At 64.1% G+C, this 12,270-nt stretch carries 13 protein-coding genes and 1 pseudogene; 12 read left to right on the top strand and 2 right to left on the bottom strand.

Annotation, left to right across the window (positions count from 1 at the left end):
• Positions 1-182: 182 nt before the first annotated feature.
• From JOZ00_RS03610 to JOZ00_RS03565, 10 genes and pseudogenes are all read left to right on the top strand, one after another.
• Entirely contained in the window at positions 183-1,070 is an 888-nt protein-coding gene (locus tag JOZ00_RS03610) for a 3-hydroxyacyl-CoA dehydrogenase family protein (RefSeq protein ID WP_293339735.1), read from the top strand.
• A gap of 15 nt (positions 1,071-1,085) precedes the next feature.
• Positions 1,086-1,826, top strand: coding sequence for a hypothetical protein (locus JOZ00_RS03605; protein WP_293339733.1), 741 nt, complete (start codon positions 1,086-1,088; stop codon positions 1,824-1,826).
• A gap of 104 nt (positions 1,827-1,930) precedes the next feature.
• Positions 1,931-2,284, top strand: a complete 354-nt coding sequence (locus JOZ00_RS03600) for a UBP-type zinc finger domain-containing protein (RefSeq protein WP_293339730.1) — start codon at positions 1,931-1,933, stop codon at positions 2,282-2,284.
• Between the two features lie 373 nt (positions 2,285-2,657).
• Entirely contained in the window at positions 2,658-4,307 is a 1,650-nt protein-coding gene (locus tag JOZ00_RS03595; protein ID WP_293339727.1) for a thiamine pyrophosphate-binding protein, read from the top strand.
• Between the two features lie 64 nt (positions 4,308-4,371).
• The gene (locus JOZ00_RS03590) at positions 4,372-4,746 is read left to right on the top strand and encodes a limonene-1,2-epoxide hydrolase family protein (protein WP_293339724.1); all 375 of its coding nucleotides are present in this window, start codon (positions 4,372-4,374) and stop codon (positions 4,744-4,746) included.
• A gap of 227 nt (positions 4,747-4,973) precedes the next feature.
• Entirely contained in the window at positions 4,974-5,309 is a 336-nt protein-coding gene (locus JOZ00_RS03585; RefSeq protein WP_293339721.1) for a hypothetical protein, read from the top strand.
• On the top strand, positions 5,306-6,058 hold the full coding sequence (locus JOZ00_RS03580) for an SDR family oxidoreductase (protein WP_293339718.1): 753 nt from the start codon (positions 5,306-5,308) through the stop codon (positions 6,056-6,058). Before JOZ00_RS03585 ends, JOZ00_RS03580 begins: the two co-directional genes overlap by 4 nt.
• A gap of 87 nt (positions 6,059-6,145) precedes the next feature.
• Positions 6,146-7,012: an ABC transporter substrate-binding protein gene (locus JOZ00_RS03575; protein WP_293339715.1), complete on the top strand. Its 867-nt coding sequence runs from the start codon at positions 6,146-6,148 to the stop codon at positions 7,010-7,012.
• Between the two features lie 105 nt (positions 7,013-7,117).
• Positions 7,118-7,417, top strand: a complete 300-nt coding sequence (locus JOZ00_RS03570; RefSeq protein WP_293339713.1) for an antibiotic biosynthesis monooxygenase family protein — start codon at positions 7,118-7,120, stop codon at positions 7,415-7,417.
• A 36-nt stretch (positions 7,418-7,453) separates the two neighbouring features.
• Positions 7,454-7,699, top strand: a pseudogene (locus tag JOZ00_RS03565) (IS630 family transposase); the annotation flags it as partial.
• Here JOZ00_RS03565 and JOZ00_RS03560 read toward each other — a convergent pair.
• Complete coding sequence (locus JOZ00_RS03560) at positions 7,696-9,183, bottom strand: hypothetical protein (protein ID WP_293339710.1); 1,488 nt, start codon at positions 9,181-9,183, stop codon at positions 7,696-7,698. The pseudogene JOZ00_RS03565 and the gene JOZ00_RS03560 sit on opposite strands and share 4 nt — an antisense overlap.
• 115 nt (positions 9,184-9,298) lie before the next feature.
• On the opposite strand from JOZ00_RS03560, the gene JOZ00_RS03555 reads away from it, so the two are divergent.
• Both JOZ00_RS03555 and JOZ00_RS03550 read left to right on the top strand, forming a co-directional pair.
• Positions 9,299-10,108 carry an SDR family oxidoreductase gene (locus tag JOZ00_RS03555; protein WP_293339707.1) on the top strand — a complete coding sequence of 270 codons (810 nt, stop codon included), beginning with the start codon at positions 9,299-9,301 and terminating at the stop codon, positions 10,106-10,108.
• A gap of 164 nt (positions 10,109-10,272) precedes the next feature.
• The gene (locus JOZ00_RS03550) at positions 10,273-10,479 is read left to right on the top strand and encodes a long chain fatty acid-CoA synthetase Faa4p (RefSeq protein ID WP_366022244.1); all 207 of its coding nucleotides are present in this window, start codon (positions 10,273-10,275) and stop codon (positions 10,477-10,479) included.
• 111 nt (positions 10,480-10,590) lie between these two features.
• On the opposite strand, the gene JOZ00_RS03545 is transcribed toward JOZ00_RS03550, so the two are convergent.
• The coding region (locus JOZ00_RS03545; RefSeq protein WP_293339702.1) for a glycogen/starch/alpha-glucan phosphorylase at positions 10,591-12,270 on the bottom strand (1,680 nt) is incomplete at its 5' end.

Below are 12,270 nucleotides of genomic sequence, written 5' to 3'. Positions count from 1 at the left end.
CGACCGCATGTTCGTCACCGACCTGGGCGGCAACGTGTGGACAGCCGCCCTGGACGGGACGGGCAATCGACCCGTCCGGGCCGTGCAAGGCAACCTCACCGGCATCGCCTACGTCGAGCTGCCCGGCGGGGACCCCGCATGACCGGCCTCACGGTGAACAACCACAACCTCAGGAGCGTGTGATGAGTTTTGATGTGCCAAAGCAATTTTCAAGCCGACCGGTTGCCGTCATCGGTGCGGGCACGCTTGGGCGCCGCATCGCCCTGATGTTCGCCGCGCATGGTGCCGAGGTTCGGATCTATGACCTCAGCGAGAGCCAACGCCGCGATGCCAGAGATTTTGTAGCGCAAAGCCTTCCCGCACTCGTGGAGCAAGTAAACGGTGTCGCAGGTGGCGTTTCGGCCCAAGCAGACCTGAGCGATGCGGTGCGCGGCGTGTGGCTGGTCGTCGAGGCCATTCCCGAACGTCTCGAACTGAAGCGACAGATATTCGGGCAACTCGATGAGCTGTCGGCACCCGACGCGGTACTTGCGAGCAATTCGTCGTCCTATGCGAGCCGCCTGTTCCTGGACGAGGTCAGCCACCCCGAGCGCGTGCTGAACATGCACTTTTACATGCCACCCAAGCAGAATGCCGTCGACGTCATGTCCTCCGGCAAGACCGACCGCGATGTCATCGATTTCGTACTGACGACGTTGCCGCGCTTCGGGTTCTACCCGTTCGAAGCACGCAGGGAAAGCACCGGTTTCATTTTCAACCGGATCTGGGCCGCCGTGAAGCGGGAGTCCCTGGAGGTGGTTGCCGAAGGCGTGTCCACGCCACAGGAAGTCGACCGGATGTTTGAACTGAACACCGGCTCGGCCGCCGGCCCGTTTCGGATGATGGACCGGGTTGGCCTGGACGTGGTCCTGGATATCGAAGAGCACTATTGTGCCGAACATCCCGAGTACCCGGAGGGACCCCGCCACTTATTGCGTGATTACGTCGAGCAGGGTCGCTTGGGCGTCAAAACCGGCGCGGGGTTCTATGACGATTACCCACGCACCACCCCGTTGGCAACCACCTCCTAACGCAGGAGAGGCCGGATGACCGGGGAAGCTGTGGTGTTGACGGGACACTTCACCGCTCAGGGCGCCCTGAACAGCGGGGATCGACTAACGCTGTGGCTTCAGGGAACCCAAGCGATCGCAGCGGTGGCGACCACTATCGGCGTGCTCATCGCGCTCTATGTTGCTGTTGTCCGCGAACCGAGGAAAGCAGCCGATGCCCGACGACGGCATGAGGCGCAGATGGACGTGATCCGGCACGAACGCAGGCGGCGTCTCGCGGCCCAAGCCCGCAAAATTGTTCCGTCTTGCCTGAGGACGCCGATGATCGGTGAGTCATGGTGGACGGTCAGAATCGACAACACGAGCAAAGCAGCGACAACGATTCTGGCCGTCGAGGTTGCCGCCATAGACGGCAACGGCATTCAGGTCCCCGACGGCTACCGCCAAGTCGACAACACCGCTCCGGTGGATGAGGCTTTCGATCGATCCATTCGTGCGGCGCTATCAGGATCACTAGGGGCCGGCGAATTGGTGCAGCAGCGCGGCGGGCGATTGTCGTCGACACTGAAACGTGCGGTGCAAGACGCTGTTGTCGGTCACCTGGCAACCGGGTGGCGCCGCATCCTGCCGCCGAATCAGCACACCGCGATGGCCTACACAACGACGAGGCCCGAGTACACCTTGCGTGTGACGATCGACTACGAAGACGAAGCCGGATACCAATGGCGACGCACCGACATCGGCCAACCCATGCGGATAGATACGGAACCTGGCTAGCGGCCGGTCGTGCCCCCACGCACCGTAGCCGTTCGGGTGCGCGCGAACACAAAGCGGAATACCTTATGAGCTGGTGCCATACCGGCGAGGAAGGAAGAGCCGCGATGACTGCGTCTGTCGATCCATCGGTGCCGCCCAGTGGTACGGGCTGCACCGAATGCGATGCCACCGGCGGCTGGTGGGTGCACCTGCGCCGCTGCGCCGCCTGCGGTCACATCGGTTGCTGCGACGATTCCCTACCCCGGCATGCCACGGCCCACTGGCGAGAGAGTGGGCACCCAGTCATCCGATCCTTCGAGCCGGGGGAGGACTGGTTCTGGGACTACGAAGCCAACGATTACTACCAGGGCCCCGAGCTTGCCCCACCGGAATGCCACCCTGAGGACCAGACGGTCCCCGGTCCCCGCGGCCGGGTGCCCCGCGACTGGGCCCAGCTGCTCGGCCAGCGCAATGGATGAGCAATCGGTCGACCCGCGTAGGGATTGACGGTCATGCCGCGGATATTCCTGGAACCGTGGCAACGCTAGAACTAACCAGCGGTGGGCCAGCGGATTTCACCGAAGGCGAGGTTTAATTCAAGCCGATGGTCTAGTCTCGCGCTCGCGAGTACTCTTACCCCAACGCCGTGCGTTAAGAAGGAGCGGCGGTGGCAGCGGCGACGATTTTGATTGTCCGTCTGGCCGAGTGGTACATGCTCGGCCGGCTGATGCGTTGCTGCTTCGTCGCTGTTCACGCACCTCAAAAGGGAATGTTCCGACGGAACGTCCTTGATTCCAACGCTTTTCGCACTGAACGACGACATTGGGTGCTATCCGGAATCGAGGTGACATGATGGCCGAGACCGTTATTCAACATGTCTTGCGGCGGCTCAACGAGATTGGCGTCGACGACATCTTCGGCGTCGCAGGGGATTACGCGTTTCCCGTCAACGACGCAATCGTCGAACATCCGTCGATCGAGTGGATCGGATGCTGCAACGAGCTCAACGCGGCCTACGCGGCCGATGGGTATGCCCGGGTTCGGGGTGTCGGCGCGGTGTGCACCACCTACGGGGTCGGTGAATTGGCCGCGATGAGCGCCATCGCGGGTTGCTATGCCGAACAGCTTGCGGTATTCCACTTGGTCGGCGCGCCCAACCTGCCCACCCAGGAGGGGCGGGCTCTGGTGCACCACACGCTGGGCAACGGTGAATTCGACCTGTTCCACAAGATGGCCGAGCCCATCGTATGCGCCAGCGCGATCGCGACACCGCAGAATACCGCCTCCGAGATGGAGCGGCTGATCGCCGCGGCCCTCTATCACCGCCGACCCGTCTACCTGGCGATCCCCAGCGACGTGGCTGACATGGCCGTTCTGGACGTGGCGCCGGCGGTGAGCGCGCCGACCAGCGATCTGCCGTCGCTGGCAGCGGCAGTCGACGCCGTGGCGGCCGCGTTGACCGACTCGGGACAGGCATGTGTGCTGCCCGGTGTGTTGCTGAGGCGGCTCGGGTTAGGGATGGCTGCGGAGAAGTTCGTCGAGGCTTGGGATCTGCCCTTCGCGACGATGTTCGCCGACAAGTCGGTGCTGGGGGAGAACCATCCCAACTACGTCGGCATGTACGTGGGCCGGTTGGCGGGGGAACCCGTGCGTGCGTTCGTCGAATCGTGCGATGCGGTGGTGCTGATCGGCGCCATGCTGACCGACGGCAACACCGCCGGACACACCGTCCGTCTGGCCCCGGACAAGACGATCAAGATCGACCACCACCGCACCACCGTCGGCTCCGCCGTGTACCGCAATGTAGAGATGGCAGACATTCTCACTGAGCTGTCGGAGCGTGCCACCAAACGGGCGCAACGCCCGGCCACCAAACCGGAGACGCTGGGGCCGATCGTGGGCGGTGGTGAGGATCCGATTACGGCCGACACGCTTTACCCGCGATGGGCGAACTTCTTTGCGCCCAATGATGTGATCATGACCGACACCGGAACCTCGTCACTGGGCTTGGCGTTCGCCCACCTGCCCGAGGGCGCAGAGTTCCACAACCAAACCCTGTGGGCCTCAATCGGATGGGCAACGCCCGCGGCTTTCGGCGCGGCGATCGGTGCTCGCGATCGCCGCATAATCCTGATCACCGGTGAGGGTTCGCACCAGATGACCGCTCAGGAGATCAGCCAGTTCGGGCGCCACGGGCTGCACCCGATCATCTTCGTGCTCAACAACTCCGGCTACCTCAGCGAGCGAATGTTGTGCAAGGACATGGCCCTGGCGTACAACGACATCGCTGTGTGGAACTATGCGGAACTGCCGCACGCGCTCGGCTGTCAGGGGTGGTTCACCGCCCATGTGAGCAGTTGCGGGATGCTTGACGACGCGCTCAAGACGGCCGAGCAAGCCGGTGTTGCCACTTACATCGAAGTGGTCACGGCCGCCGACGAGGCACCACCGATGTACAAGAAGCTGCACGAGAACGTCGCCTCGTTCTACAACGTCCACTAGGTCGATCCAGCGTCCTTGGCCTGCATGCGAAGATCGATGCACATGCCGACCAAGGGAGTTCGAAATGTCACGTTCACCGGATGAGCTGGTAACACAATTCTGTGCGCTGTGGTCGAAAGCCGACGCCGCCACGATCGCCGAAAACATGACGGAAGACGCTGTCTACCACAATATCCCGATGGAGCCGGTGCAGGGCCGTGAGGCGATCCGCGCGTTCATCGAAGGTTTCCTCGCGACCATCGACGGCATCGACTTCGTCGTGCACCGGCAGGTCAGCGACGGGGGCCTGGTCTTCAATGAACGGACGGACATCATCCGCACCAAGAACGGCCAGTCCATCGAGCTCCCGGTCACCGGTGTGTTCGAAGTAGTGGACGACAAGGTCGCCGCCTGGCGGGACTACTTCGACATGACCAAGATGGTGCAGGCCTTCGGCTAGGCGGCTAGTGTCGCGGGCTGTTGGGGGCGCGCGCATAGCCGGTTTTCCAGGTAGATTGTGAGCTGGCGCACAACGGGCAGCGGGTGTTGTCCGGAATGCCGGAGCAAGGCCCGACACGGTCCGCTTCGCGTTTGGCTGCCCTATCCGCGTGTCAGGCGCTGGGTCAGAACACGAGCGTTCGGCGCACGCACCGACAAGGGATGCGCCTCCAAGGAGGTTTCACAACCGTGCCGATTGTCACCCACCATCTGGCTGCTGGGCAGTACACCGACGAGCAGGTGCAGCATTTGGCGACTGCAAACGCCCCGGCCACTGCCGAGATACTGGAGCGCCCGATGGATCGAATCAGGGGTTTCGTGCGCCTGTACCGCCCCCAAATGTACTTGGTGGCAAGCGAAACCGTGGCCCACGCCACGCTGGCTGCTCCGTACCTCGGGCCTCCACGGGAGCTAGTTCGTAGTGGGGCAATCGAGATTGAGCCCAACGACTGGGCCATCGGTGGTGCGCCCGCCAGCGTCTGCCGCCGTGATGACGTGCCCGCCCGCCCGGCGGCCCACCGGTGAGCCCGAGCGCGCAGGCCGTTGTCGTCGGAGCCACCGGCGAGGTCGGCGCCGCCATCGTCGCGCGGCTGCGCAAGGCCGCTGTGCCCGTGGTCGCCGTGGCACGCGATCGTGAACGCCTCGAGCAGTTGAGCGCAACCGACGACGGGATCACTGTATGCGTCGCGGACATCGGTGATGACTCGTCAGGTCAGGCGATCGCCGCCGCAGTGTCCGGACCCGTCCGGATGGTGGTCCAGACAGCGGCCGTACCGCCAGCCGGACCGCTGGCCACGATCGCCCCAGATGCCCTTGGCAGGGCGGTGTCGTTGAAGCTCGGCGGACTGCTGCGTCTCATCCGCGCTGTTGAGGACCGGTTTGTCGAGCGCGCCCGGATTGTCGTTATCGGCGGCCTTTTCGGTTCAGAACCGACGCCAGAAACCTGCGCGGCCGGTGTCACCAACGCTGCATTGGCCAACCTCGTTCGCCAACTCTCCGATGCGTACGGACCAAAGGGAGTGACCGTGCACATGATCGCTCCGGGTGCCTTGGAAACCGAGCGCCTCCGTCGGTTCGCCGGCACGGCAGCCCAGGCGCGTGGCATCAGCGTCGAGACCGTCCTCGATGAATACCGATCCCAGACATCGCTGGGGCGGCTGACCACGCCCGACCAGATCAGCTGGGCAGTAACTCAATTGCTGGCCCCCGAAGCCGACGCACTGCATGGCGCAACAATCGACTTGGACAGCGGCTCCCGCCGGGGACTCTTCTAGCCAGTTCCATTTGGACCGGCCAAAGGCGGGACGGCCCGCAGGTACCGCCGCGACCGAAGTCATCAGATCGGGGAAGGAGTGTTGGCCATGCAGACCATCGACCTGGCCTACGTCGAGCGGGGTGTCCACGAGGAACTGGTTGCCCAAGTCGCCGACCAGGAGGGCTATTACGAGGATGAGGGTGTCCACGTCGCCATCCACAACGGGATTGGCTGGGACCCAGAGCGTCTGCGCCGCGGCGCATCGATTGGTCTGGGCCGGGCTCTGTTACACCGACTGACAGGCGGCATCGGCTGGAAAGTGCTCAGCGTCAACACCCATCGTCCGCTGTTCTGGTTTCTCGGCAACGCCGATGTGACATCGATGGCTGATCTGCGCGGGCGCCGCGTGGCGGTCCACCCCGGCCAAACCGCACCAGGTTGGTTCACCCGGATCGTCCTGCGTGAACACGGCCTGGACCCCGACCACGACCTGGAATGTGTAGTGCGGCTACCGGTTAACTACCAGATGGACCTGCGGCGCCTTCGGGACGGCTCGATCGACGCCGCCTGTGTCGGCACCACGTTCTCCCCCGAACAAGTTGCCGAGGAAGAAGGGTTCCACGTGCTGGCCTGGGTTGGCGATCACATCCAGATTCCCACCGTGGGCGTCGCGGTGGACCCTGTTCATATTCCGCTGGACAGCCCCGCATTGCAGGCGCTCGTGCGGGCCAACAATCGGGCCCTGCAGACGATCGCCGAACAACCCAGCCTGGCCGTCGACTACATCGCCTCGTTCCTCGACCGGCTCACGCGTGATGAAGTGCAACAGTATTACGAACGCTACATTGGCCCGTTCTTCACCCCAGACGGCCAGGTGGACCTCGACGTCGCGCAGCACGGGATCGACGCGGTCGCGGCCGAACTTGGCCTCGCCTCAATAGCCGCCGATGAGATCTATCAGCCGCCCCAGTGAGCCGTGGCACAGAACCAGTCGAGGAGACCGCGGCGTAGCCCCGCACTCACCGCGTGACCGGCCTCGTCCAGTGAACCCTAGTCCAGTGAACGGAAAGGACAAACGGTGAGCGTTAGTGAAATCGCCCGGCTCAAGGTGAAGAGCGCCCAGCGTGCAACCTTCGTTAAGGAAGCCCATTCGTACGCGAAGATCCTCGCTAGCGATCGCGGCTGCCACCACGTCGAAATGCTCCAGGGTGTCGAGGATCCTGATAGCTTCGTATTCGTCATCACCTGGGATAGCCGCGAGGCCCATAAGACTTTTCAGGGAAGCGACCTCGGCAGGCAGGCTATCTCGACGATCGTCAGCTATCTGGTCGAACCGCCTACGACTTCTCACTACCAATCCCTGGGGCTTCCCGGATAGCTTCAGCGCGCGGCGCATGGCACTTCTGGGAAACTGAGGCTGACGACCTCGGTCACCACCACTTCCGGCTCGTGGCTCAACCTGGTGGAAGTGTTCTTCGGCATCATCACCCGCCAAGCCATCCGGCGCGGATCATTCTGCAACGTAAAGGAGCTCATCACAGCCATCGGCAGATTCATCGACAGCTGAAATGAACGCTGCCGTCCCTTCACGTGGACCAAAACCGCAGACGAAATCCTGCCGCACGCCCAACGTCAACGAACTTCAGACGCGCGACACTAGAATCCGGAGTCCCCGCCGCCGCCGGAGTCGAATCCACCGCCACCGAAATCGGAGCCACCGCCGAAGTCGAACCCGCCGCCACCGGAATCGGACCCGCCGAACCCGCCGAAGTCGAATCCGCCACCGCCGGAGTCATAGCCGCCGCCGGAGTCGCCGCCGAATCCCGTGTCGCCGCCACCCGAATCCTGGCCACCGAACCCGACGTCACCCTGCGGGCTGTCCCAACCGGTGTTCTGACCGGAGTCGTAGTTGGAGTCCGCCATCGCCGAGTCCCGTCCGGCTTCGTACCCGCCTTCGAAGCCGCGGTCGTAGCTGCCGCCCCAATGGTCGTCGAGTAGCGCATCCATCAGCAGGACGTCGGTGATGGCCCATCCCCAGCCCGGACCCCAGAACGCATACGGGTAGTAGCCCGGGTAGAAGAACATCCCGTTGTAGTAGCCACCGCCGTAGTAGTGGGGATAGCCCGCCTGCGGGGTGGTGCTGTAGTTGTTGTTGTTGATCGTCACGGACTCGCCGGTAGCGGGGTTTCGTGTCTGCACCGAGGCCTGCTTGCGGTCGGCCTCCGGCACGGATGTCACGGCCGAAACATTGGCCGTCGGGTTGATCTTCTGGTTGGCCCTGGCCACGGTGGACTGCACGACCTTCAGGTGCGCGCGCGCCGCGCCGAAGTCTCCTGCTTCGTAGGCCTTTCGGGCGTCGTGCAGGCTGGAGTTGGCCTTCATGGACTCGGCGCTGACGTCGACATCGCTGTTGGTCATCACGGCGTTGTCGATGTCGCTGACACCGGCAGTGGCGGCGATCATCTCCTGCTTGACCTGGTCTCGCGCCCATGCGTCGTTGCGGCGCTTGCGGTTTCGGTTGACCGCGAACCAGAGCAAGCCGGTCACCGCCAGCACGACGCCGACGATGATCAGCATCGTCCACAGCCAGGCGAAGCTGTCGTGCTTCTGGTGCACCACCGGCGATGTCCTGGTCGCGCCGCCGCCGGCGGTTGCGTTAACACCGCTGAGCCTGTTGATGAATTCGCTCGTGGCGCCGTACGGGTCATTGCGGTGATCCCTGGCCGACTGGCGCATCAGGGGGTCGACGCTGTCCGCGATCGCCTGCGGCACGTTGTAGGCCCGCACGTGGTAGCCGCGAGAGTCGATGACCAGGATGACCCCACTGAAGTCGGGTTTGCGGCTCAGAATGACGTTGTGGATGTCGTCCGCCGTGGTCACGCCGGTCTGTCCGGGTGCGACGGCCGCCACCCAGACCGGGGGAGTGGAACTCCACGACCACGGGCCGGACAGGATCTGCTGGTTCAGCCTGTCCGGGTTCTGCAGCGGCGGTGTCGCCGACGGATCGGCCACCACGTGCGTCTGGGCGTTGAACTTGTCGACCACCTGCTCTGTGTAGCCATCGGCCGACGCGGAAGGCGCGAACAGTAGCGCCAGCACCACGGTCAACGGGACCAGACTGAGCATCCGGAATCGTAGTGTCACTTTTCTCCTGCCAAGAGTCGTCATGTCGATCCTTGCCGTGGACGGCCGAAACGTCCACTGTCGGCCTCGACGGGGCCGTAGCCTTTGAACGTCCTCGGCGCTGAAGGAGACAGCAATGAGCAGCATCTACCAAAGCCCATTCCGGGCTGATCTGCTGCAGGGAAAGGTGGCACTTGTCACCGGTGGCGCCACCGGCTTGGGTCTCGAGGTTGCCCGCGTGCTGGGCAGTCACGGCGCTCGTGTCGCCATCTGCAGCCGCAAGGAGGCCAACCTCCAGGCGGCGGTTGCGACTTTGCGGGCCGACGGGATCGAAGCCGTCTACGGCGTCTGCGATGTCCGGCATTACGAGGAGGTGACCGTGGTTGTCGAGGACGTGCTGGACATGTTCGGCGGCCTCGACGTGGTCGTCAATAACGCCGCTGGGAACTTCCCCGTTCCGATCGACGGGCTGAGCCCCAACGGATTCAAGTCCGTGGTCGACATCGACCTGCTGGGGACATTCAATGTGTCGAAGGCGGCATACGAGCTGTGGCTGCGCGATCACGGCGGTTCGGTAGTCAACATCAGCGCGGCGATTCAATATCGCGGGATGGCTCTGCAAGCGCACGTCGTTTCGGCCAAGGCCGGTGTCGACGCGCTGACCCGCGCCTCGGCGATCGAGTGGGGACCTCAGGGTGTGCGGGTCAATGTCGTTGCGCCAGGAGCGATGTCAGGAACCGAGGGCGTCAGGAGGATCGCCGGCGACGACCAGCACCGCGCCATTCAGAATCCGCTCGGGCGCCCGGGCTCGACCACCGAGGTTGCGGAGGCAGTGTTGTTCCTCGCCAGCGACGCAGCGTCTTACGTGACGGGAGCGATCCTGGTCGTCGACGGTGGGGGCTGGCTGACGGCCAGCGGGGTGCCGGATCTGCCGGGGTATCAGTAATTCCTCGATTGAGACGCGATCCGGTCTCGATTAGGTATTTTGTGCCGATCCGCACTAGTCTTGCGCGCGGCTCATTGTCGACTCAGGAAAGACCAATGACTCTTCAGCCCACCCTGCGACGCGCGCAAGCGTTGCGCAGTGGCCGTATCCACAATCGCGTTCGTGTGAACTTCCCAACCGTTGGTCAGTGCTTCGACATCGAGGTCAGCCGCGAGACCGACGGCTGGCTCATTCGGATCCCCGAGATCGGCGGGATCGCCCACGCCGGCCGCCGGACGGCCGTCGAGGCGGTGGCGCGGGAATGCATCGCCGCACGCACCGGCATCCCGATCGGTTACGTCAGCATCTTCGTCGCAAAAGAAACCCGCTAACGCCGCATAACGGGTCCGGTCATCCGCGGACGTCGTACTCGACGCGCAACGCGTTGAGTCCTCGGATGATTCGGCGACTCCTGCTCGAGCAGCTGCGGGCCGCCGCGGGGCTCACATCTTGACGGTCAGCGGCCAGACGCTCCAGATGTCGTCGCAGTACTGCGCGATGGCACGGTCCGACGAGAACTTGCCGCTGCGTGCGGTGTTCAGGATGGACATCCTGGTCCACGCGTCCCGGTCCTGCCACGCCGCGCTCACCTGGTCCTGGCACTGCACGTAGGACGCGTAGTCGGCGCAGACGAGGAAGGGGTCGTCGTAGCGCAGGTTGTCCACCAGCGGCTTGAACACCTCGGTGTCGCCTTGCGAGAACGTGCCGTTGGCAATCAGATCCAGCACCGCGCGCAGTTCCTCATTGCCGGCTTGGGGGCCGTCGATGTACTCGCCGGGGTGGTAGCCCCTGGCCTTGAGCGCCTCGACCTCCTCCACGGTGAGACCGAACAGGAAGAAGTTTTCCGGTCCGGCCTCCTCACGCATCTCGACGTTGGCTCCGTCGAGCGTGCCGATGGTCAGCGCGCCGTTGATCATGAACTTCATGTTCCCGGTGCCCGACGCTTCCTTGCCCGCGGTGGAGATCTGTTCGGACAGGTCGGCGGCCGGGTAGATCAGGTGGGCGTTCTTCACGCTGAAGTTCGGCACGAAGGCCACCTTCAGGAACTTGTTCACCGCCGGGTCGGCGTTGACCGTCTCCCCAACGGCGTTGATCAGCTTGATGATTCGCTTGGCCATGAAGTAGCCCGGCGCGGCCTTGCCGCCGAAGATGAAGGCGCGCGGCGGAATCGACATCCCGGGGTTCTGCTTGAGGCGGTGGTAGAGCGCGACGATGTGCAAGACGTTGAGGTGCTGCCGCTTGTACTCGTGGATCCGCTTGACCTGGACGTCGAACATCCAGTCCGGGTTCAGCTCGACGCCGGTCGCCGAGCGCAGGAACTTGGCCAGGCGTGACTTGTTGCCGCGCTTGACGTCCCGCCACTGCTGACGGAAGGAGTGCTCGTCGACGAACCGCTCCAGCCCGCGCAGGCGCTGCATGTCGGTCAGCCAGCCCTCACCGACGGTGCGGTCCAGCAGTTCCCGCAGCCCGGGGTTGGCCAGCGCGAGGAAGCGGCGCGGCGTCACGCCGTTCGTCTTATTGCTGAAGCGCTCAGGCCACAGCTCGAAAAAGTCTTTGAGCACACTCTCTTTCAGCAACTCCGAGTGCAGGGCGGCGACACCGTTGATGGCGTGGCTGCCGACCGTCGCCAGGTGCGCCATCCGGACCTTCTTGCCGCCGTCTTCGCCGATGAGTGACATCCGGCGGACGCGGTCCTCGTCGCCGGGGAACGCGTCGCGCACCTCGTCGAGGAACCGGCGGTTGATCTCGTAGATGATCTCGAGGTGACGCGGCAGCGACTCCGAGAACATCTCCAGCGGCCAGGTCTCCAACGCCTCGGGGAGCAGGGTGTGGTTGGTGTAGCCGAACGTCGCGACCGTGATGTCCCACGCCTCGTCCCAGTCCAGATCGCGTTCGTCGAGCAGCAGCCGCATCAGCTCGGCGACCGCGATCGACGGATGAGTGTCGTTGAGCTGCAAGGCGAACCGCTGGGGAAGTTCCCGGACACCGGCGTCGGCGAGGTCGTCCATGATGTGCAGCACGTGCTGCAGCGAGCAGGACACGAAGAAGTACTGCTGCAGCAGACGCAGCCGCTTGCCTGCCTCGGGCTCGACGTTGGGGTAGAGCACCTTGGTCACCGTTTC

Origin of the sequence: Mycobacterium sp. (assembly GCF_019243155.1) — a bacterium.
Lineage (GTDB): Bacteria > Actinomycetota > Actinomycetes > Mycobacteriales > Mycobacteriaceae > Mycobacterium.
The sequence above is the reverse complement of the archived record's forward strand: the minus strand, read 5'-3'. Positions and strand labels throughout refer to the sequence as shown.